The 25,982-nt window shown below is 72.6% G+C and carries 29 protein-coding genes and 1 tRNA gene; 18 read left to right on the plus strand and 12 right to left on the minus strand.

Going from position 1 to position 25,982, the window contains the following annotated elements; genetic code table 11:
• Window positions 1-78: 78 nt before the first annotated feature.
• From IF30_RS0100215 to IF30_RS0100255, 9 genes are all read left to right on the plus strand, one after another.
• Window positions 79-966 carry a hypothetical protein gene (locus IF30_RS0100215; protein ID WP_030230163.1) on the plus strand — a complete coding sequence of 296 codons (888 nt, stop codon included), beginning with the start codon at window positions 79-81 and terminating at the stop codon, window positions 964-966.
• A gap of 107 nt (window positions 967-1,073) precedes the next feature.
• Complete coding sequence (locus IF30_RS0100220) at window positions 1,074-1,574, plus strand: hypothetical protein (RefSeq protein WP_030230166.1); 501 nt, start codon at window positions 1,074-1,076, stop codon at window positions 1,572-1,574.
• 360 nt (window positions 1,575-1,934) lie between these two features.
• Entirely contained in the window at window positions 1,935-2,273 is a 339-nt protein-coding gene (locus IF30_RS0100225; RefSeq protein WP_030230168.1) for a hypothetical protein, read from the plus strand.
• A 63-nt stretch (window positions 2,274-2,336) separates the two neighbouring features.
• Entirely contained in the window at window positions 2,337-2,699 is a 363-nt protein-coding gene (locus IF30_RS0100230; RefSeq protein WP_030230172.1) for a hypothetical protein, read from the plus strand.
• Between the two features lie 61 nt (window positions 2,700-2,760).
• On the plus strand, window positions 2,761-3,357 hold the full coding sequence (locus IF30_RS0100235; protein WP_030230175.1) for a hypothetical protein: 597 nt from the start codon (window positions 2,761-2,763) through the stop codon (window positions 3,355-3,357).
• An 88-nt stretch (window positions 3,358-3,445) separates the two neighbouring features.
• Entirely contained in the window at window positions 3,446-4,069 is a 624-nt protein-coding gene (locus IF30_RS43060; protein WP_051708939.1) for a hypothetical protein, read from the plus strand.
• A gap of 139 nt (window positions 4,070-4,208) precedes the next feature.
• Window positions 4,209-4,589 (plus strand): hypothetical protein, encoded by a 381-nt coding sequence (locus IF30_RS0100245; RefSeq protein ID WP_158834581.1) that lies wholly within the window; start codon window positions 4,209-4,211, stop codon window positions 4,587-4,589.
• 111 nt (window positions 4,590-4,700) lie between these two features.
• Window positions 4,701-6,524: a hypothetical protein gene (locus tag IF30_RS40775; protein ID WP_158834584.1), complete on the plus strand. Its 1,824-nt coding sequence runs from the start codon at window positions 4,701-4,703 to the stop codon at window positions 6,522-6,524.
• A gap of 182 nt (window positions 6,525-6,706) precedes the next feature.
• Window positions 6,707-7,036: a DUF6354 family protein gene (locus IF30_RS0100255; protein WP_030230185.1), complete on the plus strand. Its 330-nt coding sequence runs from the start codon at window positions 6,707-6,709 to the stop codon at window positions 7,034-7,036.
• A gap of 252 nt (window positions 7,037-7,288) precedes the next feature.
• On the opposite strand, the gene IF30_RS0100260 is transcribed toward IF30_RS0100255, so the two are convergent.
• From IF30_RS0100260 to IF30_RS0100280, 4 genes are all read right to left on the minus strand, one after another.
• Window positions 7,289-7,684, minus strand: a complete 396-nt coding sequence (locus IF30_RS0100260; protein ID WP_158834587.1) for a hypothetical protein — start codon at window positions 7,682-7,684, stop codon at window positions 7,289-7,291.
• Window positions 7,685-7,871: 187 nt separating this feature from the next.
• Window positions 7,872-8,429: a hypothetical protein gene (locus IF30_RS0100270; protein WP_158834590.1), complete on the minus strand. Its 558-nt coding sequence runs from the start codon at window positions 8,427-8,429 to the stop codon at window positions 7,872-7,874.
• A gap of 460 nt (window positions 8,430-8,889) precedes the next feature.
• Window positions 8,890-10,221, minus strand: a complete 1,332-nt coding sequence (locus tag IF30_RS48950) for a hypothetical protein (RefSeq protein WP_030230196.1) — start codon at window positions 10,219-10,221, stop codon at window positions 8,890-8,892.
• A gap of 43 nt (window positions 10,222-10,264) precedes the next feature.
• Complete coding sequence (locus IF30_RS0100280) at window positions 10,265-10,819, minus strand: hypothetical protein (protein ID WP_030230198.1); 555 nt, start codon at window positions 10,817-10,819, stop codon at window positions 10,265-10,267.
• A 214-nt stretch (window positions 10,820-11,033) separates the two neighbouring features.
• Between IF30_RS0100280 and IF30_RS0100285 the strand changes: the two genes are divergently transcribed.
• Window positions 11,034-12,392, plus strand: coding sequence for an XRE family transcriptional regulator (locus tag IF30_RS0100285; RefSeq protein ID WP_234322525.1), 1,359 nt, complete (start codon window positions 11,034-11,036; stop codon window positions 12,390-12,392).
• A gap of 52 nt (window positions 12,393-12,444) precedes the next feature.
• Here IF30_RS0100285 and IF30_RS43065 read toward each other — a convergent pair whose 3' ends face one another.
• Both IF30_RS43065 and IF30_RS0100295 read right to left on the minus strand, forming a co-directional pair.
• Entirely contained in the window at window positions 12,445-13,239 is a 795-nt protein-coding gene (locus tag IF30_RS43065) for a GNAT family N-acetyltransferase (protein WP_051708940.1), read from the minus strand.
• Between the two features lie 171 nt (window positions 13,240-13,410).
• A complete protein-coding gene (locus tag IF30_RS0100295) occupies window positions 13,411-13,722 on the minus strand; it encodes a WhiB family transcriptional regulator (RefSeq protein WP_030230207.1) in 312 nt (103 codons plus the stop codon).
• 204 nt (window positions 13,723-13,926) lie between these two features.
• On the opposite strand from IF30_RS0100295, the gene IF30_RS0100300 reads away from it, so the two are divergent.
• Together IF30_RS0100300 and IF30_RS0100305 are read left to right on the plus strand one after the other, a co-directional pair.
• Window positions 13,927-14,187: a hypothetical protein gene (locus tag IF30_RS0100300; RefSeq protein ID WP_030230209.1), complete on the plus strand. Its 261-nt coding sequence runs from the start codon at window positions 13,927-13,929 to the stop codon at window positions 14,185-14,187.
• Window positions 14,188-14,400: 213 nt separating this feature from the next.
• On the plus strand, window positions 14,401-15,294 hold the full coding sequence (locus tag IF30_RS0100305; RefSeq protein ID WP_030230212.1) for a carbon-nitrogen hydrolase family protein: 894 nt from the start codon (window positions 14,401-14,403) through the stop codon (window positions 15,292-15,294).
• A 77-nt stretch (window positions 15,295-15,371) separates the two neighbouring features.
• Here the strand turns inward: IF30_RS0100305 and hemC are convergent, their stop codons facing one another.
• On the minus strand, window positions 15,372-16,313 hold the full coding sequence (gene hemC / locus IF30_RS0100310; RefSeq protein ID WP_030230213.1) for a hydroxymethylbilane synthase: 942 nt from the start codon (window positions 16,311-16,313) through the stop codon (window positions 15,372-15,374).
• 215 nt (window positions 16,314-16,528) lie between these two features.
• Here hemC and IF30_RS0100315 point away from each other — a divergent pair, with 215 nt between their 5' ends.
• On the plus strand, window positions 16,529-16,834 hold the full coding sequence (locus IF30_RS0100315; RefSeq protein WP_030230215.1) for a DUF6087 family protein: 306 nt from the start codon (window positions 16,529-16,531) through the stop codon (window positions 16,832-16,834).
• A 98-nt stretch (window positions 16,835-16,932) separates the two neighbouring features.
• On the opposite strand, the gene IF30_RS0100320 is transcribed toward IF30_RS0100315, so the two are convergent.
• Together IF30_RS0100320 and IF30_RS0100325 are read right to left on the minus strand one after the other, a co-directional pair.
• Window positions 16,933-17,730, minus strand: a complete 798-nt coding sequence (locus IF30_RS0100320) for an SGNH/GDSL hydrolase family protein (protein WP_030230217.1) — start codon at window positions 17,728-17,730, stop codon at window positions 16,933-16,935.
• A 142-nt stretch (window positions 17,731-17,872) separates the two neighbouring features.
• Window positions 17,873-18,946 carry a hypothetical protein gene (locus IF30_RS0100325; RefSeq protein ID WP_030230218.1) on the minus strand — a complete coding sequence of 358 codons (1,074 nt, stop codon included), beginning with the start codon at window positions 18,944-18,946 and terminating at the stop codon, window positions 17,873-17,875.
• 28 nt (window positions 18,947-18,974) lie between these two features.
• Here IF30_RS0100325 and IF30_RS0100330 point away from each other — a divergent pair, with 28 nt between their 5' ends.
• On the plus strand, window positions 18,975-19,163 hold the full coding sequence (locus IF30_RS0100330; RefSeq protein ID WP_030230220.1) for a hypothetical protein: 189 nt from the start codon (window positions 18,975-18,977) through the stop codon (window positions 19,161-19,163).
• Window positions 19,164-19,235: 72 nt separating this feature from the next.
• On the plus strand, window positions 19,236-20,756 hold the full coding sequence (locus IF30_RS43070) for a serine/threonine-protein kinase (protein WP_051708941.1): 1,521 nt from the start codon (window positions 19,236-19,238) through the stop codon (window positions 20,754-20,756).
• A 184-nt stretch (window positions 20,757-20,940) separates the two neighbouring features.
• On the opposite strand, the gene IF30_RS0100340 is transcribed toward IF30_RS43070, so the two are convergent.
• A complete protein-coding gene (locus tag IF30_RS0100340; RefSeq protein ID WP_030230223.1) occupies window positions 20,941-21,465 on the minus strand; it encodes a hypothetical protein in 525 nt (174 codons plus the stop codon).
• Between the two features lie 410 nt (window positions 21,466-21,875).
• Here IF30_RS0100340 and IF30_RS0100345 point away from each other — a divergent pair, with 410 nt between their 5' ends.
• Window positions 21,876-22,268, plus strand: coding sequence for a DUF3307 domain-containing protein (locus IF30_RS0100345; protein WP_030230225.1), 393 nt, complete (start codon window positions 21,876-21,878; stop codon window positions 22,266-22,268).
• Window positions 22,269-22,326: 58 nt separating this feature from the next.
• On the opposite strand, the gene IF30_RS47415 is transcribed toward IF30_RS0100345, so the two are convergent.
• Window positions 22,327-23,175 (minus strand): hypothetical protein, encoded by an 849-nt coding sequence (locus IF30_RS47415; protein WP_158834593.1) that lies wholly within the window; start codon window positions 23,173-23,175, stop codon window positions 22,327-22,329.
• 136 nt (window positions 23,176-23,311) lie between these two features.
• Window positions 23,312-23,385 (minus strand) — tRNA-Met (locus IF30_RS0100355).
• Between the two features lie 208 nt (window positions 23,386-23,593).
• Between IF30_RS0100355 and IF30_RS0100360 the strand changes: the two genes are divergently transcribed.
• Window positions 23,594-24,109: a hypothetical protein gene (locus IF30_RS0100360; protein WP_030230228.1), complete on the plus strand. Its 516-nt coding sequence runs from the start codon at window positions 23,594-23,596 to the stop codon at window positions 24,107-24,109.
• Window positions 24,110-24,408: 299 nt separating this feature from the next.
• Entirely contained in the window at window positions 24,409-25,872 is a 1,464-nt protein-coding gene (locus IF30_RS0100365) for a hypothetical protein (protein WP_030230230.1), read from the plus strand.
• Window positions 25,873-25,982 lie beyond the last annotated feature (110 nt).

Below are 25,982 nucleotides of genomic sequence, written 5' to 3' on the forward strand. Positions count from 1 at the left end.
TCGCGCATGGTCTTGGCGGGGCGGCCCCATCGCCCCGCCCTCGGCCTGCCCTCTGATCCCTTTCCCCTGGAGTACGACATGACCCTGTACGGCATCCCTCCCGCCGGTTTTCGGCGCTTCATGGTCCCCGAGGACGGCCGCGAGCACGGCCGGTCCATCGTCGAGGCCGCCCACGGGTGGTGGCTGGAGAACCGTGGCGGTACGGGCGAGGTGGCCATCGCGGTCGGCACGCTGGCCGGGCTGGCCCTGTGCTCCCCGAGCCAGGCGGACGGGCCGGACTACGGCCCGCTGCTGATCCCCTTGGACGACGGGGAACTGGCCGACGCCCTGCGGGCCAGCTGGAACAGCCTGTGGGCGTCCGACCCGGTCCTCGCCGACGCCGCCGGGCCGCTACACGCATGGCTCGCCGATCCGAGCGAGAGCGACATCCGCGGCCTGGCCGACTACGCGCGCATCCTCGTGCGGGCCGGACTGCTGGAGTACTGCAGCGACCTCGCCCGCTGCGAGTCGGAAGACCTGCTCGGCCTCCTGGTCCAGCGGCTGCGCGGCCACGGCCAGAAGCAGGCCACCGGCGAGTTCTTCACCCCCTCGATCGCCGCCGACCCCGCCGGCGAGATCCTGCTGACCGATCTCCCTGCGCCCGGCGCCGTCCTCCTCGAACCGTGCGCCGGCAGCGGCACCATGGTCCGGGCCGCCGCCGCGGCACTGCGCTTCCAGGGCCTCGACCCGGGCCACTACCACTGGTGGCTGAACGACATCGACACCATCAACTCCGCCTGCTGCGCGGTCAATTCGCGGCTGTGGCGGCTGGGCAGCAACGTGACGGTGTCCTGCGGCGACGCCTTCGGCGACCCCCGCGACCTCGAAGAGCCCACGCACCGGCGCGCCGAGCGGGCGATCGCCGAGCACAGGCACCGGCCACTGCTGTACCCCACCCGCACCCGGTCACCGCACTGGCATCTGTGAAGCCCCGTGACGGAGCCGCATCCGGCGTAGGCCAGGCGGGCCCATCCGCCCGGCCGGCCGCAGGGCGACACCCCTCGCCCGACCCGCACCCACCTCAGGAGAGAGCCATGCCCAACCGACTCGCCGTGATCAACACCCTCCGGCAGGACGTGCTGGGGAACCAGCGCCGGGACGAGCGCACCCGCAGCTACGTCACCATGCCCGCTGAGGACGTCTGGGCGGTCGAGGACGCCATGACGGCCATCCTGGAGCGGGTGGCGCGCGCCGTCGACTGGCCGCGCCTGGTCCTGGAAGCCAGCCAGCGCCACGCGGTGCTGCACCCCCAGACGCCCGCCACGTTCCGGGACTGGACGCCCGAGATCGGCCTGTGCCGGGAGTGCCTGGTCGAGGCGCTGCTGAGCGACGCGACCGGGGCGACCAACTGGATCTCGCACCCGACCACCCCGAGGGAGCACGACCAGACGGACTGGCCGAGCATCGTCGCCGCCCACCTCCCCCACCGGGCGGCGGCTTCCTGGCATCCGTACAAGGCCGCTCCGGCCGCCCGGAGCGATCAGCGGCAAGCCGACCCGGCGGAGCCCGGCGCAGAGGCCGCCGAGCCCCGTTGACGACCGCGAGGATCAACCAACCCAACTCAATTGCTTAACGCTGCGAGTCTGTGTAATGTATGTGTCACGGGGAGGGCGCACGGCCCGATCCCGCTCCTGTAGCTCAGCGGAAGAGCGGCCGTAAAACGGAACGGCGTCATGACGAGACGGTTGCGGATGCACCGGGACCGGGCCCTGGCCAGCCAAAAGCCCCAGGGTTGGGGAACCTCAACGAGGGGCTGACACCCCCGAACCCCCGGCAGGGAAGCGCGTTTTCCAAGCTCGTCTACCCGGCGCGGGTTCGAGTCCCGCCAGGAGCACGACCACCGGCTTTGCGGCGCAGCGCCGCGGCCACAACAACGACGGAGACGGAGAACAGCCATGCGCGCAGAGGTCAGCTTCGACCTGGGCGTCAGCGACGACGAGGTCGACTACGAGGCGGCCTTCACCTGGGAGACCGGCAGCCTGCCGCTGCCCCGCAAGGGTGACCGAGTCGCCCTCGGCGAACTGATGACGATCGTCCAGTCGGTGACGTTCTCGTGCCTGGACAGCGGATACATCGCCACCCGGGACCACGACATCGACGACGTGGAGGTGTACCTGGTGCTCCGGCTCGGCAAGAAGGAGCGCAAGGCCGAATACCGGCCGGCGGAGTTCTACACGATCCTGTCCCGGCTGCCCAGCGTCTCGGGGCTGCACGTGACCGGCGCCGACCAGTAGCCCCGCCCGTGCCGGCGCCGCCCGCGCGGCGCCGGCACGGCCCCGATCCCGAGGAACTGCCCGATGAGCTCGCACCGCCCCTCCGACGCCGCCCTGACCGGCCTCATGCTCGACCCCCACGCCCGCCACGTCCCGTCCTGGATGTACATCCAGGACTCCGGTCCCGGGCTGGTCACCTTCGTCGGCTCCAGCCGCATCGCCGGCACCGGGGACGCCCACCCTCTGCGGTACGGCAGTCGGCGTGTCCACCAGTTGATCGTCGGAGAGATCGTCGTCCGCCCCCACTACGCGGTGGGCACCGACGCTTTGCGCGGCCAGGGGCTCGGCGGCCTGGCCACCAGCAGCCATGACTTCCGCGCGTTCCTGGAGCGCGGGGAGGTCGTCCTGGACCCCTACCGCCGCTTCCCCGGCGCCCCCGCCAACTGACCGGACCGCCCGCCATCATCCCCGCGCCGCACCGGCGTGCCCGCCCACCTTGAGGAACCTCATGACCAGCGCAGCCCTGACCAGTTTCCCCGGCGACGCCGACTCGGCCACCGTCGCCGCGGCGCTCGGTGAACTCACCGCCGCGTCCGCCCTGCCCTTCGACCAGTGGGACCGGCCCGTCATCGACCGGGTCCAGGACCTGGCCGGCTGGCTGCAGTGCGCGGCGATGCTGCGCGGCCTCAACCTGGCGCAGACGCCGGGCTCGGCCGAGGGCTCGTCCCGCGGCGTGGTGCACAGTCTGATCACATCCCACGCCTCCATGCTCGCCCGCCACCAGGCCGAACTCGCCCCGTTCAAGGGGCCCGACGGGGCGCTGCTCGGCAATGACTACGACGATCCCGACGAGGCCGCCGACCGGCACACCGAAGAGCGTGTCGAGATGCTCGGCACGGTTATGGCCGTCCTGGCCGGGGAGTTCGGCCGGTCGGCCGGCAGCACGGCACCGGGGCCCGACGTGACGGCGGGCATGGCCGCCGTCCTGGCCGCGATGACCGACCCCGACCTTGAGGGCGGCGACATCGTGGAGGCCATCAAGTGGCGCCTCCGCTCCCTCGGGTTCGACCTCACCATCCCCGAGGACCCCGACGACGACGCCTGAGAGCGCCGTCTCGTACGCCGGCGGCCCCGGCACCGCGCCGGGGGGCGCATCACCGCCCTGTCCCAACGACTCGACGAAGGCTGTCCTGATGTCCGATCCCAACGTGTGGCAGGCCCACCGTGCCGCCGCCGACCTGAGCAACACTCTCGCCTCGTCCTACGAGGAGGCCATGGCCACCGGTCTCCCTGTCTCCGCCGACGGCCAACGGCTCACCCAGCAGCTCACCGAACAGCTCGCCACGCTGCGAGAGCGGCTCGCCGTTCTGGGCGTGTCGGCAGATCCGGCCAGGCCGCCGCAGCCGTCCGCCGGTCCGGCGGCGTCGGACGGCCGCCCGGCACCGGCCCGCTACGCCGACGAGGCACTCGCCCCGGTCATCGCCGACGGCCGGCTGACGGGCCGGTTCCGCGACGGGTACACCGAGGAGCAGGTGAACACCGCCTTCGCCGTCCTGGGCGCGGCCACCGGGCTGCGCCTGGTGTGCGTTTGGGAGTACCGCGACGGCTTCGGCTGCGGCGGGAACTCGCAGTGGTTCGCCGAGGATTCGTCCGGCGGGCTCTGGGACCTGGCCGGGGATCTGGACGCCTGGCTCACCGGCGAGCGGTCCCATCCCGGTCCGGCCGGTTCCTGGGTCGGCCGGTCGGTCGCCCACCGGGTCCAGGCGCTCGCCTGGACCGACAGGGAGCACAACTACGCCCAGCTGTCCCGGCTGTAGCAGCACCCGCGCGGCCGAGGCCGCGCCCGACCGGCCGACCCGGTCACGGCGGCCTCGGTCACGCCGTCGAGCACAGCCCAGCCCGTTCAGTTCACCGCTTCGCCGATGCCGGCGGAACACCTCGCCCATGGAGGCCCGCATGACCACCTCGCGCCAGCCCGCCGACCGCTCCGAGCCCGGCACACCACCGCGCCCCGACCAGGAAGTGCAGGGCGCCGCCGAGCTGGTCCGCCTTGCCCACGAACTGGGGCTGACGGAGACGGACGTCGACGAGCTCGTGTACGAGATGGTGCACCGCGGCGCGTCGAGCGCCTACAACAACGGCGCCCATCCTGTGCTGGGCGACCTCGACGCCTTCGACGCCGTGCACGACGACGCCGACGAGCAGGCGAGCGCGATCAACAACCGCGGCCTGGAAGCCCAGATCGCCGCCCTGTTCGGAGCCTTCGGGGAGCAGCAGGTGGAGCGGATGCTGCGGGACGAAGCCCCGGGCCACACCCATCCGAACGAAGCTGCTTAACTCTGCGATTTTGCATATTGACTTGACTGTCGGGCCGTGGTCCGGCCGCCCCGGAAGCGGGGCCGTTCCCGCCGCCCGGCCCCCGGCCGGCCGAAAGCACAGAGGCACACGATGAACGTCCCCTCCCCCGGCGCCCGACGGGTGCCTGACACGATCAGCGACCCCGGCGGCCCCGCGGCTATGGACAACGAGGGCGGCGCGGCGGTGGCCCCGCCGTGCCCCCTCGCGGAGGCGGAGCGGCTGCAGGAGCGCGCCGCCGCGAGGCGCGCCGCTCTCTTGGCCCTGGCCGACGCGCACTCCGACGAGATCACCGCCGCGTACGAGGCCATCGACCAGGCGCGCCGGTGGCGGCTGCCCGAGTCGGTGGAGGACGAGGGCTGGGAGTACCGAGGCGGGCTGGAGGAGGACAGCACCGACATCTGGGCCAGGGCGCACATGGCGTACTGGGTCCTCCAGGCAGCCCGGGTGACGGTGGCGAAGGTGCGCAGGGTTCTCGGCCTGCCGGTGGACGACGTCGACCTCCTCGACGACACGGAACGCGATGCCTACATCGCGTCGCTGAGCGACCAGGAGCGCGCGGAGCTCGCCGGGCCGTGGCCGGTGGAATGGCTCTACGCGCCGAAGCCGGGCGCGCCGATCCGGGTCGTCAACCTCTTCGCCGGGCCCGGCGGTTGGTGCGAGGGCATCGTCCACGTGCTCGGCGAGCCCGTCGACATGGTCGGGGTGGACCTTTCCGAAGCCGCGTGCGCCACGGCGCAGGCCGCCGGGTTCCGGCGGATCTGCGCCTCGGTCACGGACCTGGACCCGGCGAACCCGGCGCTGCGCTACGTGGTCGCGGTGATCCTCTCCCCTCCGTGCCAGACGCTGTCGCCCGGCGGGAAGCTGGCCGGGCTCGCGGAGGAGGCCCTGTGGCTGGTCGAGGAAGTGATCAGCCAAGCCGGGGCCGCGGCCGGGTTCATCATGGTCGACGACGCCGGGGACGGCATGGAGGGTTACGCCCCGCCCACCGGAGCCACCTGGGACGAGGTCCGCGCCCCGCTGGCGGCGCTGAAGGACGCGCGCACCGGCCTCATGGCCGAAGCCGTGATCTGGCCGCTGGCACTGCAGGCCAAGTACAACAACATCCGCTGGGTGGCCATGGAGCAGTCCTCGAACCTCCTGAAGTCGAAGGCCGCCGAATATGTGGTCGAGGCGATCGCCTCCGAGTTCTACGGAGCCGGCTGGGAGTACGCCAAATTCAGCCTGGTCGAGGCCGCCGACTACGGGGCCGCCTCGAAGAAGAACCGCACCTTCATGGTGTGCATGCGCTACACCCGACCGTTCACCAGCTACCGGCCCAGCAAGCCGGTCCCGATCACTACCTGGGCCGCGTGCATGGGCTGGGAGAAGGGGCACAAGGTCAACACCCGCGGCGTACGCGGCATCAACCCCCTGACCGGCCGACCCAAGGGCGGCGGGAGGTTCACCGCCGACGAGCCGGGCACAACGGTGACCGGCACCGCATACGGATGGAAGCGCGAAGCCGACGGGCTCACCCACACCCACGCCGACCTGGGCCGCGCCGTCGGCTTCCGCGCCGACTTCCCCTGGACCCATGTCGGCCGCGGCGAAGGCATCCGCAACAAGACCCAGCTCATCGCCGACACCGTCAGCCCCATGGTCGCCGCCGCCTGGATCGGCCACATCCTGGGCCGCGCCTGGGAGGCCCGGACCCGCGCCTACGTGCGCGGGCTCTACACCCTCCGGAAGCCCGGCCGTCTCCCCGTAGTCCAGGCCGCCGACGAGCGCGACGGCGTCTCGCAGATCAGGGCTTCGAAGAGGTACGCCGCTGTGGCCCGTACCGGCCGGGCAGTGACCCGGACCGCCCGCACCACGGCCACTCGGCCTGTCTCCGCCTCCACGCCGCCCCGCACTCGGCGCCCCGTCCGTCGCTGAGCACCGCGAGGGCCAGCCGGAGCACCGGCACTGCGACTGCGGGCGGCCAAGTCGGCCGTCGTCCAGCGCTGTTCGGCCCGGGCACGGGAGCGGACGCAGGGGGCCCCGCAAGTTTCCATGCACGCCCACGACCCTATGGTGCTGCCCGAGGGGCAGCAGCCCCGAAACCAGGGAGAAGACTCATGGCTACCACCGTCACCGAGGGCCAGCTCTACCGAGACCTCGCCCCCGACATGAGGTCCCGCGACCGGCGGCTGCGCGTCCTCGCGGTCGGGGAGACCCGCGCCGACCTCCTGGTGGAGCACGACCTCGGGGGGCCGGCAGGAAAGAAGACCCACGCGAGCCTCATCCGACTGCGCTCCGCTGCCTTCGAGTTGGTCGAGGACGCGGCCGATGCCGATCCGCAGTATCTGGCGCTGCTGGCCGCCATGGCCGAGATCCACCGGCCCGATGCCGTCCCGGCCGACTATGCACGCGCGGCTCTTCGCGTCGTCCGCGCCGCGGAACAGTAGCCCCCGCTCGGGTCCGACCGGGCCGGACGAAGCCCGTTCGATGGTTTCCCGACTTGGTGATCCCGTTGAAGATGGCCCTGTCGGCGATCACGCCCCCAGGGACGTAGGGGTGACTCGTGGAGCTGACCGGTGGAGCAGGACGTCCTGGAGTGACGATCACCGGCAGGCTCTGCCTGCCGACCCCGGGGGTGAGGACTGACCCAGGGTGCCGGCTGGCCTGAGCACCGACGGAATGCACCGTGCCGTCGGTGCTCAGGACACCGCCGCGGGCAGCTGTGCCCCGGCCTCGCGGGGGGTGGCTGCCTGTGCGAGATGGCGGCGGGCCTGCTCTTCCTTCGCCACGGCGGTGCGCAGGTGCCACAGCGAGATGACGGGCAGCAGGCCGCCGAGCCGGGACGCGGCCCCCAACGCTTCGGCGACCGCCGCCAGGTCCACCGCGGCATTGCGTAGCCGCTCGTCTCTCCGGTCGGTGCGCAGGCGCTCGATCAGCTCGTCGACGAGCGCGGCAAGTTCACTGGTCCCGGGATCGTCCGGCACATCGCAGCCCCACCACTGAGCAGCCTCACCAAGGGCAGCTAACGCGGCCTCTCGGCTGAGCGGTACCCCATGGGCGTTCACGTCACCGTTCGTCACCACTACATCCTGCACTGCGGCAGTTCCTCGCCGGGCCGGTTCAGGGGAACTCGCGTGATCACGCTCATTGCCAGGCTGACCGGGCCCGGGAGGGATGGCGTCGGTGCCGACGAGTGGAGGGCCCACCGGCGGATCGGCTGAGGACACCGCCTCCACGGAGTGGGCCGACGGCCCGGCCCGGTGAGGTCGAGCCGGTGAAGGGTCAGAGCCGGGCCATCGCCAGTGCGTGGGCACCTGCGCTGTCGGCCCGCTCCACCGCCTTGGCCAGAGCCGGGGAACGGGTACCGGCCGGAGGGCGGGTACGGGCCTCCAGCTCGGCCATGTCGATCTTGTTGGCCTCCTCGATCCGCTGGCTGTACACCTCGACGGCAGCCGCGAAGGTCTCCCCCGATGCCGCGCTCCCGCCCTTCGCCATCGTCCGGGCCATCGTCCAGATCCCCTGGGCGAAGGCGTCGCGGTCCACCGTCCCCACCGGTGAGACCAGCCACGTTGATGCCAGCACCAGGTTCATCGCCCGCTGCGCCCGTACGACAGCCGCCCAGGCGTCGTCGGTCAGGTCCGTGCCCCTCAGCAGATACCGGCCCCGGGCTTCGGCGAGTTGCCGAGCGACGGTCGCCCGCCCTCCGGGGGTGTGTGCCTGGCGCCATTCCCGCAGCAGGTTGATGACCAGCACCGCGCCGACCATCGCGATCATGACGGTCAGAAAGGTGCCGGACGACATGATGTCGCCGCCGAGGTTCCGCTGCATCTCGCGCTGCATCCACGCCAGGAGCGGAACTACGACGGCCGCGCCTGTCACGACGATCGCTTGCGTCCTGACTCCACGGGCCAGCTCGGCGAGGTCCACGCCGGCCCACCTGGGCAGCGGGCCCTCCGGGTTCCGGAGCACTTCGGGGTGCTGACGGGCGAGGCGGTGAACGGTGGAAGCGACCGACGTGGGAAGCCCCGGGTCCACCACCGCGGCCACGCGCTGACGGGAACGCCTCGGGATGGTCATGCGCCTGCTCGCTCTCTGTTCCGGGCCACCGTTGGCCTGGGACAACTATGCACGCGGGCACCGACACTGGTCGAGGGCCCCGAGCAGCCGCCCAGCTGGGCAGGAGAGGCGACGCATCCGGCCAGTCCGAGCGCACGCCCGGCCCGCTGCCCGCCCGTCGCACATCTTCCCGTACGCCCCGGCGATCTCCCCCAGGACGCCGGGTGTTCCGGCGCGGGCCAGATCAGCGGCGGCGCCAGCGCGCGAAGAAGCCGGGCCTGCGCGGCGGGTCGACCGGTGTCGGCACGGATGCGGGAGCGGTGACCGGCCGCTCCACCGGGGCGGGCGGAGGCGTTGTGGTTGAGGGCGCCCGACCGGTTTCGGTGGCGGGAACGGCGGGCTGGGGTACGTCCGCGGCGGCCGGCAGGGGTGCAGGTGCCTCCACCGTGCCGGACGGATGCGGCATGGCCTTGAAGGCAGTCGGCGCGGGCCGCTGCGGGGTGGCGGTGCGGCGGGGCGGCGCCGGACGGACCGGGGCCGGGCGGGTGCGGGTCTGCGGCCGGATCGGGTCGTTCAGCGGGTTGGGTGAACGTGGCGGGGTGGGCAGCCCGGCGTCGTCGACGTCCCAGTAGGCGATCTGCCAGTGGGCCTGGGGCCAGAGCACCACCTGGTGACCGATCCGGCTGGAGTTCGGCTTCCACAGCTTCCACGCGACGTCCGGCGCGGCCAAGGCCAGCACGCGGGTGCCTTCGGCAAGGGGTTCGAGGAGTGGGCGACGGTGGGAGTCGGCGCGCAGGTAGACCTCGGCATGGGCGAGAGGGCCTGGCAGGCCGGTGGGCACGCGGGCCGCGATCTTGCAGGAGGTGGCGCTGTCGGTGGTCTTGACCTGGGTGACCTCGCCGAGGACGGCTACGGGGTGGCGGATCAGGCCGGCGGCCAGTTGCTGGTAGAGGCGGGCCAGGTGGTCGGGGTCGGGTCCGAAGCAGAAGTCGTTCCAGGCCACCGGGGTGCGCAGGCCCGGGTGTTTGACGGTGAAGTGCTCGACGTTCTCGGGGTCGTCGCCGTACATGGCCAGCAGCTGAGCGATCCGGGCGGCGCTGGTGACGGCAGGCGGAAGCACCGGGTCGACGGAGTGGATCCTGAGGTTGACCGGATCGGCCGCAGGGGCGAGGAGCGGTGCTCCGGGCGGCGGCAGGAGCGGCGTCTTGGTGTCGGTGGTGGCGGCGAGGACCAGGCGTAGTTGGAGGCCGCCGGCCCGCAGCTCGGCCAACCCGTGCGATCGGCGAGCGATGGCGTGCACGGTGTGGTCGGTGCGCAGCGGGCAGCCCGGCAGATGCTCCGCGGTGCGGCCCTTCTCCTTCTCCTTGGCCAGGGCGAAGTGCGCGCCGCGGGTGAAGGGCTTGCCCTTGGTGGAGATGCGGGGCTGCTCGGGCTGGGCGGTGACCTCGTGCTCGCAGTACGCGCAGCGCAGCGGGCGGGTGAACGGCTCGGGCTTCTCGCCGATCTGCCGGGCGGAGACCACGACGCCGTTCTTGTCCCGGGCCTGCTGCAGTTTGAACGGCTGCCGCTCCCCCACCTGTGTCCCCCCGTCCCCTCGCTGGTCTCCCGACCCTAGCTGCTTACCACGCCTGGCTGGGTCGGGGACGCGGGGGCAGCTCGGCCTGCTCCGCCACGGCGAGGATGCGGTCGGCCGACTCCCGGCCGACCGTCTCGACGAGCCGCTCGATCGTGGTGGCGACCAGGATCCAGGAACGGCGGGGCATGACGGTCAGTCGCGCGACCGCGTCGGCCAGTGCCCCCGCTTCCAGGGCCATCTGCGCCTGGATCTCGGGTGGGTCCAGCGGCCTCGGCATCGTGGACTCGCGGGCGAGGTCGACAGTGAGGGTGAGGTCGTCGAGCACCGTGACGGGGGTGGTGTTCTCGATCACGGAGGGCGTGTAGGTCCGACCCAGATCGAAGGACTTGTGGACGGTGATGTTCTCGCTGCTGTACCCGGCCGCGAGGAGGCGGCGCAGCGCGGCGTAGGCGGTGTGGGACTTTCCGGACGAGTGTGCTCCCAGGAGCAGCAGGCGGGCGCTGTCGCCGGACAGGACGGTGGAGCACCACTGCTCGACAGCTGGGTGGTCGCTCTCGGCGTCCTGGTACACGGGAGGGATGGTCGAGGAGGAGGGCATCGGCCCAGGGTAGGTGTTGCCTGGTTCGTCTCGGGTGCCTACGGCGGGTTGGCGCAGGTCGATCCGTGTACCGGTGTGGTCGCGGTGCCGGTCATGTGGACCGCCGGCGACCGGTTGAGCACGGATCTGCCCGGTCGGGATGAATTCACCCGGTTCGGCCCCGCCCCGGTGGGGGCAGCGGGATCATGTCGGGTGGACGGGACAGCGGTGACGGGTGGACGGGAGCAAGCCGGTGGGCAGCTGGGGCAAGGAGCAGGAGCGGCCGGTGGTGCGGGCGGCCGACGTGCTGTCTGGTGTGCTGAGCGGGTCCGCCGCCGAACCAGCGCGGCAGATCATCGCCGCCCGGGTCCTGCTCGTGATCGAGCAGCAGCTGTTCCCGGCACACGAGGAACTGGTACTGGCGGAGAACACCGAGGCTGCGGTGCGGGAGGCGACCGCCGCGCAGTGGACCGACGACGCCGCGGTCCGCCGGTGGCTGGCCGAGGTCCTCCAGGACCACGCGAGCGCGTACAACGACCACCACGACTTCTTCGACGGCGACTGGGGCTACGTCGACCGCGACAAGCATCCGGTGTGGACTCTGCTGGAGCTGTCGCCGCTGGCGCGCCGGCTGCGGCTGCTGCAGGACGCGGGCGCGCACAGTGGTGCCGGCCTGGGCCGCACGATCGGCGTCGGCGCGCACCAGCTCGGGCACTGGGCGGCGGACCGCTCCCGCCCCGCTGAACCCGAGCGCAGGGCCTTGGCCGAGGCGCTCGGAATTCACCCGGGGTGGTTGGACGCGTCCCGGGATCAGCAGCCTGACGTGCAGTTGTTCCGGTTCCGAGCGTGCCCGTGTCCCGAGCCCGGCGCGATGACGCGCGGTGGTCTGGGTCGCGAGGAGACGAACTGGTACGAGAGCGCGGCCGAGCAGGCGGCAGCGGTCCACTGGTGCGACGGGTGCGGCCAGCCGTGGCTCAAGGACTCCAAGGGCTGGCTGCTCCCGCTGCCGCCCGGTGAGGAGACGATCCCGTACAACGGCAGCCTGGCGGACGGCAGTCACCCCGCCATCTACGTCCAACACCGCTCGCTCGACCAGGCGTGGCCGCCGGTCCTGTGGCGGCCTCCGCACCACCCCTTCAAGAAGACGCGGAGCCGGACCGCGTTCCTGGTCCCCGCGCTGCTCACCAGCGCCCCCAAGCCACTCACTTCCCCGCCGGCTGCCGCGCCGCGGCGGCGGCAGAAGCCGTTGACCTACATCCGCCCGGAGCAGCGGGTGGCCGCCAACGCCGACTGGTGCCGCACCTGCCGGACGCTGCTCGACGCTCCCGCCGGCGAGCCGGGCGGCCAGTGGGTCCTGCTGCATCGCAGTGAACGGCGACGCACGCTGAGCACCTGGTCCTACCCCAGCGAGCAGGACGCCCTCCACGCCGCCGCCCACATGGCCATGCAGTCGCTGACCGACGACGATGTCGCGCAGCGGTTGTTCGCGGACCAGGCGCACGCCCAGGTCCTCAGCCGGTTCTGGGAGTTGCATCCCGAGACGGACCTGTTCGAGGTCGCCGAGCTCGTACCGATGCGCAGCGACGAGTTCTGAGAAGCCCTGCGACCGGTGCGCGCCCTCGGCTCGGCCGTCCGAAGTGGTGTGACTACTGCTCGTCGCTGCCCGACCAGGCGATCCACGCGCCGTCGGCGGCGCGGCCGAGGTGAAGGTCCGGGACGTGGGCCTTCACCTGGGCGCAGATACGTCCATGGGCGCCGTGCCGGGCGGGGCAGAGCCGGGCCAGTCGCTCAGGGGTGAGGGCGGACAGATCGTCCGGCAGCGTGCGGCCGACGGCGGTCGCGCGCGCTTCGGCTCCCCGCCGGCGCTCGGCTTCCTCGCGGCGCGCGTCCAGCACCCGCGCCCAGCGCAGCATGGTGTCCTCGTCGCCCGGGGTGTAGAGGCACTGGGATTCGCCGAACTCGAGGAGCGTGTCGAGCACGGTCATGCCCAGCGACTCCAACAGGCGGCGCGAGCCAGCGTTGCGCTCCTGGGTGACGGCGATGAGCGGGCCGCCGTCAGGCACCGCCGCGCTCCACCAGCCGACGGCGGCGCCCACGGCCTCGCGCCCGAGGCCCCGGCCCCAGGCCGACGGCAGCAGCTGGTAGGAGATCTCGGCCCTGTCCGTGCACCGGCTGTCCGCGGTGATGCTGACCAGGCCGATCGCCTCGCCCCCGGCGACGGGAGCCACCGCCCACATGCCGGGCGTGGTCGGGTACTCGCGTTGCCGGGTCGTCACGCGCGTCTCGCTGGCCGGGCCGCCCAGGAAGGCACGGACCCGGGCGTCGGTCAACAAGGCCCGCACGACCGGCGCGTCCTGGGCCGTGACCGGACGCAGGACGGTGCGGTCGGTACGAAGGACGGTCGGCCAGAGGCGGGCGAGGGCGGACTCAACGGACTCCATCGGTCCAGGATGGCAGCGCCGCCGCGCGGCTGCGCGTGACGGGATCGCGGTACATCCGGGTGCCGGCGGGAGCCGGGCGGGCCGGTCGAGCAGCACGGCGTTCTCCGTCGTCCGGCGGTGATCTTTCGTCACCGAGCGTTCGTCCGGGCGCGGATGCAGGCCGCAAGGGCCTCAGCCGGCGAGTGTCAGCCGTTCCGCGTCACCGCGCTGCGCGTGTTCGGCCCGAGCGGCCTCCAGCAGGCGCCGCCACGACACGACCGTGGGGCGGCGCTTGAGCAGGGCGCGCCGCTCCCGCTCGGTCATGCCGCCCCAGATGCCGAACTCGACCCGTCGGTCGAGCGCGTCGGCCAGGCATTCGGTGCGGATGGGGCATCCGACGCACAGACTTTTGGCCCTGTTCTGCGCGGCGCCCTCGACGAACAGCTCATCGGGATCCACGCCCCGGCAGGCAGCCCGCCCCCAGTCGATATCCGTCTCCCCCACGGCCGCCCCCCTCTTCCTCTTCCCGCTCCTGCCGGTTCCCCCCGGCGACCGACCAGCGTAGGCGATGCACCGCCCGCAGAACCTACGGAGAAGCAGCGCGAGACCGCTACTGTCGCTCTGCCGATGTCACGCTTTCGAGTGATTCCGCAGCGGCCGCCCCGCGCCGTAGATTCGGGGTTGTCGCTCGTCCGACAGGAGACAGCTGTGCCCAGTCCGTCCGAGAACACCTCTCCCGCTCAAGGGCGTTCGCAGGCGGCGAGGTGGCAGCGCTGGGCGCTCGTCTTCGGCCTGCCCAGCGCCGCCGTCGCCTTGATCGCGGCGTGGGTGATCCGTCCGCACGGCACCGCGTCCACCGTGCTGGTCGCCCTGATCGCGCTCGCGGCCCTCGCGGTGTTCGTCACCACGATGCCGCGGCGGCAGTCGGCCGCGGCTGAGCACGCCGACGCCGGGTCCAGCGCCGGGTGACCGGGGGCGGGTGCCGGGTTCATGACCTGATCACCGGCCGCGCGGGCCGCGACCAGGCGCAGCGCCAGATCGGCCTCCTCTGCCGCGACGGCAGGGGCCGGCGCACGCCGGTGCGCCGCGCGCGGTCGGCGAACCGGACACAACCTGCGCGGATCCGGCCGGTTCGACCGGAGCTTCGGACCGTGGCGGTGCGGATCCCGTAGCTTCCACGCCATGGCGAGGACATTGCGGCTGGCCGTCGCGCAGAGCACCGTTCCGGAGGACCCCACCGACCACGGCGCGCTGCGGGCGGCGGGGCAGGAGATCCGGGCCCTGATGGCCGAGGCCGCTGAGGCGGGTGCGCGGCTGGTGCAGTTCCCCGAGGGGGCGATCACCTATCCGAGCAAGCACGTGATGGCGGCCGGCCCGGACGGGAAGCTGGTCCCGGCCGACTGGAGCCGTGCCGCCTGGGGCGTCCTGCGCGAGGAGGCCGAGGCGATCGCCGCGCTGGCGGGGGATCTGCGGCTGTGGACGGCGTTCGGGTCGCTCCACCCGCTCACACCGCCGAACCGACCCCATAACAGTCTCTTCGTCGTCTCCGACCGCGGCGAGCTGGTCGCGCGGTATGACAAGCGGTTCCTGTCGATCACCGAGGTCTCCTACCTGTACACCCCGGGGCGCGAGCCTCTCGTCTTCGAGGTGGACGGCATCCGGATCGGCTGCGCCCTGTGCGTCGAAGCGAACTTCCCGCCGCTCTTCGCCGAGTACGAGCGTCTGGACGTCGACTGTGTCCTGCTGTCCGTGATGGTCGACGACGCGCCGCGGGCCCGGGTCGCCCAGGCTTACGGGACGCTGTACAACTACTGGCTCGGCTACTCCGTCCCGAGCCAGTTCAGCACCACGGTGCCGTCCGGGATCGTGGCGCCCGGCGGCCGGTGGCTGGCGCAGTGCCCCGCCGATGGGCAACCCGCTCTGGCGGTCGCTGACATCGACCTCGACTCGGCCGACCCGGACATCGACGTGGCCCTGCGGTACGCCCGGCCCTGGCGCCGCCTGGCCCAGGACGGGCTCTACGAGGACCGGCTGGTGACCGGGGACCCGCGCAGCGACATCCGCACGGCCTTCTGAGACCGCCCCGCGCACATGCCCCGCCAGAGCAGCGTCCCGGCGTCGCGCCGGACCGCGGTGGTCTGCCCGTCGGCGGCCTACCGTGCGCCGGCGGCCGCAGGGCGGATCACCGCGAGGATGTCCCGCGCTCCCTGGTCGAGGAGCTCGTGTGCGACCGCTGCGCCGAGCTTCTCCGGGTCGTCGGCCGGGCCGGTGGAGGCCGCGGTGAGCCGGACGGCTCCGTCGAGGGACACGACCTGCCCGGTGAGGCGCAGTCGGGCTCCCGGCTCCTGGGTCACGTAGGCGCCCACCGGGACGCTGCAGCCGCCGTGGAGTTCGGCGAGCATGCTCCGCTCGGCCCGCACCGCCGCGTGGACCGCATGGTCGCCTGCCCGTTCCAGCAGGGTCCGCAACTCCTGCTGGTCGCTGCGGATCTGGATGCCCAGGGCGCCCTGGCCGGGCGAGGCGGGGAAGCGGTCCAGCGGCAGCACCTCGGTGATGTGGTCCTCCAGGTTCAGCCGTCGCAGGCCCGCGACCGCGAGGACCACGGCGTGCACCCGGTTCTTGCCCTTCAGCGCCGCCAGCCGGCCGGGGACATTGCCCCGGATCGGGACCAGCTCCAGGTCCGGTCGCGCCGCCCGCAGCAGCGCGGCCCGGCGGGGGGCTCCGGTGCCGACCCGGGCCCCGCGCGGCAGCTGGGCCAGCGTCGAACCGCACAAGGCGTCTTCCACCGCCTCCCGCCCCGGCGGGGCCAGCAGCGCGAGGCCGTCCGGCATGCTGGTCGGCAGGTCCTTCAGGGAGTGGACCGCGACGTCGATCTCACCGGCGGCCAGGGCCGCCTCCAAGCGGCTGGAGAACGCACTTCCCGCGCTGCGGCCGGCGACATCGGCAAGTAGCGAGACGCGGTCGCGGTCGCCCGCCTCCGTGATCACCCGGCGCTTGAACTCGACGCCGGGGCAGAGCGGGGCGAGCAGCTCCAGGTACTGGCGGACCTGGGTACGGGCGAGGTCGCTGCCCCGCGAACCGACAAGGATTGGCACACCGGCTCCCGGAATCTGACGAGATGCGAGCTCCACGGTACCCGGCTCGACCGGTGGCGCTTTCCGACAGCACGTCGGGCGAACAGGGCTCCGTGGCACCAGTGTTGGCGCCCGTGGACTGACCGGGGAACAGGTGCTCGATGGCCAGCCGATGTGGGTCTTGGGTAGGGTCCGTGGCTTCGGTCCGGGTGAAGCGAGCGACGTTGGGAGCAGGGATGCCAGACGACGAGGAGCCGTTGAGCGCCTGGTACGCGCGCCGGGAGGCGAAGCGCCGGCCGGTCGGTGAGCGCCGCATCGCCAGTCTGCAAGCGGGCCCGGGCCGGGGCTCCCACGTCGATCCGCAGACGCCCCGGGTCGTCGAGGAGTGGGACGGGCACAGTTGGCAGCCCGTGTCCGTGGCCGACGACTACGCCGCCGGATGCCGCGCCGTGTCCGCGCTCGACGTGGCCGTCGCGGTGCCGGTGCCCGGGTTCAACCCGCTGGGGCCGGGGACCGGCCGGCACCGCAAGATCGCCACCTGACCCGACGGCGGCCCCGGCCGCCGAGCGGGACGAAGCCATCGTCACCCTTCCGGTCCACGGCGTGCTGCCCGGGCCGATGCCGGGTGAACGGCGGCCTATCAGGTGTCGCGGTCCAGGAGCGGGGGGTCGAGGAGCCTGTCGATGATCCGGTGCTCGGCGAGGAGCCGTTCGGCCTGCTGGAGCAGCAGGGTGTCGCCCAGCTCGGTCAGGTGCACCCCATCGCTCCACAGCCCGGTCGGGTCGTCGCCGTCGGCGGGTTGGAGGTGCCGGGCGCCGGCGAAGGGGGCCCAGACGTCCAGGAACAATGCCCCGCTGGTGACGGCGGCCGCGCGGGCGGCCTCGTTGTAGCGGGTGAGTTCGGCGTTCATCGCGGCCACGGTGCCGGGGTTCTCGAGGGGACCGAACGGCGTCTCGGACATGACGATGGTCGTGCGGGCGGAGCGGCCGAGGCCGTCGAGCATCGCTTTGAGGTGCTGGGTGTACTCGTCGAGGTCGACCGCCTCCGGCAGTCGGCCTTGGAAGCGCCGCCACACGTCGTTGATGCCGACGCCGAGGAAGACGAGGTCGTAGTCGGCGCCGGTGGCCAGGTCGCGTTCGACGATGCCGGCGACGGTGCGGCTCGTGGCGCCGCCCTGCCCGTGGTTGCGGATCTCGAAGCCGACCTGGGGCCAGGTGGCGCGCAGGGACAGGGCAAGGCGGTGGACCCAGCCGCGCCGGCGCCATCCTTCGACGGTGACCGTGGAGCCGACTGCGGGAAGAGCGGCCTGGTTGGCCATCTGCGTGTTGAAGGCCTCCAGGTGCTCCATGATCGAGGTGCCGAAGAAGCCCACGGTCAGGGTGCGGTGGCGCTGGCCGGCGCCGGCCGGCTCGGCCCGGCGCGGCTGTGGTTCATGCATGATCGCCCCTGAAGTCCGGAGGATCACCAGGCTAGGTCAGGGCGGCCTGGCATACGCGGGCCTTGCCCGAACGTGTGGTGTCGTCTCTCCGCGACGGTGCCGGTTCTCCGGGCGGTCGGCCGGTGCCGTCCTGGTCGTGGGCTCATCCGGTTGCGGATCGGAGGTGGTGCAGAGCGGTCTCCGCCGCCTCTGCCGCCGGGTGGCCCGCGTCTGCGGCCCGGGCGGCCTGTGTGAGGGCGGTGATCGCCGTGTCGCTGCGGCCGTGGAGGTGGGCGGCGATGCCGAGGTCGTACTGGTCACCGGATTCCGGCAGCTGCTGCGCGACCTCGTTCCACTCCCGGGCACCGAGCGGACGGGTCTTGTGCCCGTGGTTTCCGTCGTCGGCGCCCGCCGCGTACGCGAGTACCCGCCAGCGGGGCGACGTGCCGCCTGCGGCGCGGTAGAGCAGCCCGGTGGAGGAGCCGTCGGGGACGGTGGAGGCCCAGTGGAGTGCCCGCTCGAACAGGGGCCGGGAGTTGTCGTGGTCTGTCCGCGAGCACCAGAGGCGGTACAGCTCGTCCTCGGTGAGGGGGCGGTGGATGCCGCAGCGTCGTACGTCGATGGCCGCCTGGACGAGGAGGTGCCCGTCGGGGGTACTGCGGGCAGCCCGGTGGTAGTGCCTGACCAGGTTCTCGCCGCCGACGAGGGACTCGGCGATGCCTTTGCTGACGGGGTAGCCCTTCTCCCGGAGGTAGTTGCGCTCGCGGGCGGTCAGGGCGAAGGGCACCTTGATGCAGTGCGCGTACTCCAGCAGCACCGTCCGTGCGGGGGCGGTGGCGGGTGAGGTGTCCGCGAGGAGGCGGTCGCGCCAGGCGGTGTCCACGCTGGCCAGCACCATGGCGTGCGGGAGGATCTTGTCCAGCACCCCGCTGCCCAGCAGCACGAGGTCGGCCGGGGTGAGGCCGTCGAGCCACAGGACGTACCGATCACCGCCGCTGAACTGGCTGACGAAGCCGGGTTGTGCGGTAGTCCGGGCGAGGTCGCGGGCCGTGAACTGGGCGAGCCGAGCCTGCGGGAGGGTGCGCTGCAGGCCCTCGTACATGGACCGCGAGATGCCGGAGAGCGGCGGGCCGTCCAGGAGGATCATGGGGTTCATCGGCTCGGAGACCGACGCCAGAAGCCGTGAGACCTCGTCGATCGGCTCTCCCTGACCCTTCCGGTCGTCGCGCTGGGGCACGGCAGGTTCCTTCGTTCGGTGCGGCGCGGTGACCGCGATGGTGGCCTTCGGCGAGGAGCCGTGTTTCGTCGTTCATCTGGCGTGGGTCTCCGGATTCCTCGGCCCGGAGCTCGCTGCCTTGATCCAGCACCACGGCGAGGGGGCGGCGCTGCTGTCATCACCGTATCCCCCGGGTGTCGACTCCTGGCCGGGCCAGGCCCCGGAGCTGTTTTCGTAGGCTCGCCCCGACGCCGGCACAGGGCCGGCGCAGCGCGGACCGCCCTGCGGGGCCGGCCGGGAGGAGGGCGTCATGCGCGGCACCACAGTGGCGGGCCGGTACCGGCTGGTCGACCTCCTCGGCACCGGCGGGATGGGCGAGGTCTGGCGGGCCGTGGACGAGCGGCTCGGCCGCCAGGTCGCGATCAAGGTTCTCCTGCACCCCGAAGACGACGAGCTGGTCCGGCGCCTGGAGGATGAGGCCCGGGCCGCAGCCGCCCTGAGCGATCCGCACGTCGTGGCCGTCCACGACGTCGGCGAGACCCCGGTGGCCGGACGCCGGATCATCTACCTGGTGATGGAACTGGTCGACGGGCAGCCACTCAGCCAGCTCCTGGCCGGAGGCCTGCCGGCGGTCGGCGACGCCGTGGCCTGGGGGCAGCAGATCTGCCACGGCCTACAGGCCGCCCACGCCGCCGGCCTCGTGCACCGCGACATCAAGCCCGCGAACATCCTGGTCACCGCCGACGGGCGGGTGAAGATCGCCGACTTCGGGATCGCCCGCCGTGCCGACGCCGTCGGCCATCCCCTCACCGGGACCGGAGCGGTGATCGGCACCCCGTCGTACATGTCCCCGGAGCAGGCCCGCGCCGATGCGGTGATCGACGCCCGCAGCGACCTGTACTCGCTGGGGTGCCTGCTGTACGAGCTGCTGACCGGCGCGCCGCCGTTCCCCGGCGGCGGGTGGCCGGTGCTGGCCCAGCACCTGCACCAGGCCCCGGCCCCGGTTCGCTCCCACCGGCCCGAGGTGCCCACCGAACTCGAGCTCCTGGTGGCGCAGCTGCTGAACAAGGACCCGCAGCGGCGGCCCGCGGACGCGGCGGAGGTCGCCCGGCGCCTTCGGGCAACGCCCCTGAGCGTCTCCACCGCACTGGTCACCGTGCCGGTCGGCACCGTCGTGGCGCCCGTGGACCGGCTGCCGACGGTGCGCGCGGCCGAAGCCCGGCGGCCTGTCGTCAGGAAGGTCTCCACGGACTCCGGCCGCGCGGCCGCCGGACCCAGGAGGTCGGCGCCGTGGCGAGCCGGAGCGCTGACCGGTGTCCTGGTCGGCGGCCAGCTGGCGATGTTCACCGCCCTCCCCGGCCCGGTGAGCACCGTGCTGGGGCTGGTGGCCGGCGGCTGCGTCGCGGCCGGCTCGCACCTGGAGGAACGGCACGAGGCCGTCCACGGCCAGCAGGACGGGCAGGGCAGCGTCGTCGGGGTGTTCGCCGCGATGCTGATCGCCGCGGTCACGATGGTGGTGCTGCTGGGGTGGAGCACGCTGGCCTGGTGGGTGGCGGTACTGGTCGCAACGGTGACCGGGCCGGTGCTCGTGGCGGGAGCGGCCGGCGTCCGGGCCCTGGTCGAGCAGGTGCTGCGCCGAGGCGGCCCGGAGGCCGAACTCGCCTCCACCGCCGGGCTGCTCAGCGGTGCCGTGGGCTGCGCGCTGACCGCCTCCGCGGTCCACGGGCCGGTCGCGGGCGCCCTCGCGGCCGGGGTCGGCGCCTGGGTGGTGAGCAGTCTGGCCATCGGGGCTCTGCTGCCGGCGGCGCGCCCGCGCCCGCGGCACCTGTGATGGCGCAGGTCGGGGCACAGTCAGCGTCGACCTCGACCTGACGGTGCTGGCCTGACGCGCGCGAGGACGGCGGCCGCGGCACGGCACCGAATATCGGTACCGCACCGCGGCCTCGGCCCATGGCCGGTCGGCTGGTCGTCGTGCGCCGGGTTGCCGGCACGGCGCACAGGCGGCGGCCACCAGTTCAGGCGCCTTTGCTCGCTGCCCCGTCGGTCTTGAAGTCCGCGAACAGCCAGAGCGTCTGGTCGGGGTCCATCTCGACTCCCCCAGTGGCCAGGTCCACGGTGACGCCGGGCCCGGTGATCACGGGCAGGGCGCCTTGAATCAGCGCTTCGGCCTGCCACCGGACCCCTTCGTCCCCTGCCAGGAGGGGAATCATCACGGAGGAGAAGAGCTCGCCGTCGGCTGTACGTACGTCGGTCTGCCCCGTCCGGGGGTCGCACGTCACGGTCCAGCCCTGTCCTGCTGCGAGTGCTGCGTCCAGGTCGGCGTCCAGGATCACGAAGCCTGTCAGCTGGAGTAGTTCGAGCGATCCCATGTGGGATCCGTCGCGGCCCATGACCTCCAGCGGCGGGCTCTGTACCGCCAGGCCGACGAGCGGCGTGGTCCCGTCCAGGGAGAACGTCATCGCGGACGCCTTGGCGGGCATCGGCGGGGCCTCTTCGACCCGGCCGTGGAAGTAGCCGTCCCGCATCGCATCGGTGCTCATGCCGGCCAGCTTCTCAGCGTTCGGGTGGCCTTGAGGCCGCTATCGGGCAGAACACCGCGATCTAGGTCGGACACAGTCCGGCTACCACGCTCCTGCTCCGGTTCCCCGACAACTCACGAATTTCTCGGCCGACCTCTGCCTGACGAACACCCATATATGCGCGCGGTACCACAGATGAGCCCGCAGGCGTGAGCGGAAACGGCAGACGCCACGAACGTCTTCTTTGCCACGCTGATGCGCAGTCAACAACACCTCCTGGAGGCACAGTTGAACCATGCCTGGATTCCCCTCCTGCCCGCGCGCGGCCGCGCCGCCACGCCCACCGGCGTGCACCGGGGCCCCACGGCGCCGGCATACCCGCCTCGTCCGTCCCGCCGGCACCTCGGGCAGGTCATGGCGGTGGCCGACTGATGCTGCTCGACGCCTTGCTGGCTCACCTGATCGGGGACTTCGTCCTGCAGTCGGATTGGATGGCGGTGGAGAAGACCAGGCGCTGGTGGCCGGCGGTCGCGCACGGTGCCACCTACGGCCTGCCGTTCCTGCTGCTCACGCAGTCGCCGATTGCGCTCGCGGTGATCGTGGTGACGCATGTCGTCCTCGATCGCTACCGGGCGGCGAAGTACCTCGTGTGGGCCCGGAACCTGATCGCTCCCGCCGGCCGCCGGGTGGCGTGGGCGGATGTACAGAGAAACCACGGCTCATCCGTCACCACCCCGGCTGGTCTGGCGAACGCCCTGGTGATCGCGGCCGACAACACCGTGCACCTGGTCATCAACGGGTGTGCGCTGGCCTGGTGGGGGTGATGCCCGGTCCGGCACCGGACGCCGCGCGCGGCCTGCCGGCCGCGGTGGTGCTTGCTGGTCAGGCCGCGCGCAGGCCGGGGTGCGGTGCAGGCCGCGTCTCCCGGCGGCGTGCCGCCCAGGTGCGGACCCGGGCGGCGTCGCCGGGGCGCACTCCGGCGGCGACGGGGTCGAGGGGCAGCAGCGCGGCATGCAGGGCGCGGATGCGCTGGTCGACGGAGATGCTGATACGGACGTAGTTGCCGTCGCGGATGGCGGCGACGGTATGCGGGTTGACGCACAGCCCTTGGGCGAGACGGCGGGCCGGCCAGCCTCGTTCGCCGAGCTCGGTGAGCAGGACGGAGGCGGGGGCCGCCTCGACCTGGCCGCGGCCGGCCAGCGGAGTTGGGCGCTCGTTCGAAGGGAGGGGCACGCCCAACACTGCGCCGGCGGTGACCTGAGAGACCTGAGGAGGGTGGAGTGGCGGCGGCTTGAGGAGGCGGCGGATCAAGGTCACGGAGACGCCGGAGACGTCGGCGATGTCCTGCGCGGACATGCCGTGCTCGCGCAGGGCGGCGGCGTGCCGGGCAGCGGGGCCGGCCTCCACTCGGCCGCGGCGGCCGGCCGCGCGTTCTTCGTCGCGCTCACGGCGCGCCTTGCGTGCGGCGGCCAGGCAGCCGGGTCGGGTGCAGCCGTAGTCGGCGCAGGACGGCTGCCCGTGTCGGACCCGGCTGCGCGGCGGACGGCGGGCGGACGGCCAAGCCGAGCCGCCGGTGCCGGCGGAAGCGGGCGTACCGGCCGGAGCGGCGGAGGCCGGAGGTTGCCGCCGCTGCCGGGGGCTGGGGGCTGGGACGGGAGGAACGAGCAGTGCCACGGCACCTGGGGCAAGGGCTGTCGCCCTGTTCTGGTACTCGCCCGCGCCGTCGTCCACGCCCACCATTGTGAAGGCCCGCGGGCTGCGGCCCGTGACACCTCGGCCGCTTGCCGCCCGGGCGGCGGTCTCGCCCATCCCGCCGGGCAACGGCAGTGGCCCCGGCGCGGGGGGATGCGCCGGGGCCACTGGAAAGTAGCGGGGACAGGATTTGAACCTGCGACCTCTGGGTTATGAGCCCAGCGAGCTACCGAGCTGCTCCACCCCGCGTCGGTGTGCCATCACTCTACGGCATCGCGCCTGGCGCTACGCACTGCTTTGTCCAGTCTCATCCCGTCGTTCAGTAGGCACTGGCTCTGACCGGGGCACTGAACATTCGGGTCGGCGGCCGAGTTCGGCCACCTGGCTCACACTAAGCTTCAGTGCGCAGAGGGCTGGGGCCCGGGAGCCGTAATCGGAGCTTGGAGGAGTGTCCGCTGTGACCGAGTCAATTGATCGGACGGGCCCTGCGGTAGCTGCCTATCTGGACGCCCGTGAACGCCTGGTTGCGGCGATGCGCGCCGACTGGAAGGCGGGCATCAGCGGCAACGTGATTGCCGACCGAGCCGTCGGCGCCTACGACCGAGACGTTGTCCAGCGCATCCTTGGCCTGGAATCCCTCACCGAAATGATCTGTCGGGCCCTGGAAGAAGACGGACTCTCAATTGAAGGCCCCGAACCCCTTCTCAAGCTCACCATGACCACGACCGGCCAGGCGTTCCTGGAGTTGACTGCCCGCCCAGCCGGGTTCGCGCAGGATGCGGAACTCGACTTGGTCCGCCGGGTCGAGAGCACGCTGGAGATTGCGGAACTCAACCTGGTCCCTCCTCCGCGTGACCCCGTCAAGGAAGAGATCGGCTTCGGCATCCGAGAGGTCCAGCGATACCGGTACGGACCCCGCATGGATGAGCCTCTGAGAAGTGCCGACCCGCGGCGCAAGGGCGATTGGGCCTGAAGCCGGCTACTTCGAGGGGCGCAGGCAACTGCGGTGCGGCCCTTGGCCGGGGGTCAGTGTGCTCACCGTCGATTTCAGAGGGACGCCACGGGTGGCCCGCGACACATCAAAGTCCGTCTCTACCGAACAACTCACTGAATGGTCGGGCGAGACGCTGAACGACTGAGCGAGTCGGGACATGCTTTTCCAGCAGTGGACGCCCCCCACCTTCAAGTTAGTTTCTTAACTCTGCGAGTTCATGTATTGTTGCAATCTCCCTCCCGATTGGGCCCGCCAGCCCTCACCCACCCCAATGAGGCATGACCATGGCCGTCATGATGACCCGTCGGGGAAAGCGCCGGGACTACTGCTGCCCCGGACACAACCCCAAGGAACTGGACCACGGGACCGAACGCGCCCGCGAGAAGCGCGAATGGCTCCGCGAAGCCGCCCAGGACCTCGCCGACGGCGAACACCGCCTCGGCCCTGAGCCTTACCCCCGATCCGGGGCCCGTGCCGCTTCCGGCCACGGCCCCGACCCCGACCCCTCCCGGAGTTCACCTGTGCCTCCCCCGGCCGAGCCCGAAGAGATCACGCTCCCCCTCCCCCGCGGCGGCGTCCTGTCCGTGTCGGCCACCGCCTCCCCGCAGACCGGAACCGCGCGCTACGCCGTCCACACCCGCCACCTTCGCGGAGTCCTCCTGGTCCACCCGCACATCGTCGCCGACGAACTCCTTCCGTCTGGCGTACGGGTCAGCTTCGGCGACGGCGAACCACCAGTGCGCCCGTTCCGGCCGCGCCCGGACGAGCCGGTCGTCCACCGCGTGCGCGTGCACGGAACCGCGACCTGCCTCGCCCGCGACCGCCTCCCGGCCCCCCGCGCCGTCCTCGTGGAAGCCGTCGTCCTCGGCGAGCACCACGCGACCAGGCGGGTACCGGACCGCGCGGCGGACCTCCTGGAGGAAGCCGTCGTGGCCGTCCTCCAGCACTGGCAGACCCGTGACGACCGCAGCGACCTGGTGCTGACCGCCGCGCGCCGCGCGGCCCCCACCGCCGTCCGCGCGGCCCGCACCGCCCTGGCCGCAGCCGAAGCCGACCTCCACGCCGTCCGAGAACAGCTGCGCCTGAGCCAGGACCGCCTGCTGCGCCTGGACGAGCTGGCCGCCGCTCCCCCGCCGCCACCCGATCCACCGGCTGGCGTCACGCGGCTCGTCTACACCGACGAGCGCGGCCAGGCGCTCGGCGCGGCGCTGGTGCGGGAGACCGCGGTCGACCAGCCGCCCGGCACCGTCACTTACCGAGTCGACGGGCCTCGGCTGGCCGGCAGCGTCGTCGTCGGCCCGTACCTGTACAGCACCGAACCCGTGCCCACCGGCGTCAGCGTGCAGTACGGCACCGGCGGCGCCGACGACCGCAGCGACGAGCCGGTCGTCAACGGCATCCGGCTGCGCGGGGGCTGGGACCACGCCAGCACGACGCCCATCACCCCGTCCTTCCCACCCACGCTCCCCCGCGCCTCCCGGGCCGACCCCACCGCCTCCCAGCCTGTCCCGGTGGCCACCAACCACCGCTGGTGGGCCGTGGTCCGCGCCCTGGCCGCCCGCTACACCCAGCGGCCCGACATCACTCTCCTGCGCCGTGCCGCCGCGCACGCCCGGGCCGCGGACCGCAGCCACGCCGAGCGGCAGGCCCTCGCCAGGCTCCGGGCCGAGCAGGACGACCTGGCCCACACCGTGGCGGCGCTGCGCGAGCGCCTGGACGACGCCACCGCCCTGTTGCGCTGACTGTCCGCACCGTAGGGCCCCAACTGCCGCACAGCAGCGGCACGCCGCACTCTGGCACTGCGTCTGCACGCCGCGCCGCCCAGGTCTGTCCGAGGGCCCACAGCCCGGGA

This window comes from Streptomyces sp. NRRL S-350, from assembly GCF_000719705.1.
Taxonomy (GTDB): Bacteria; Actinomycetota; Actinomycetes; order Streptomycetales; family Streptomycetaceae; genus Kitasatospora.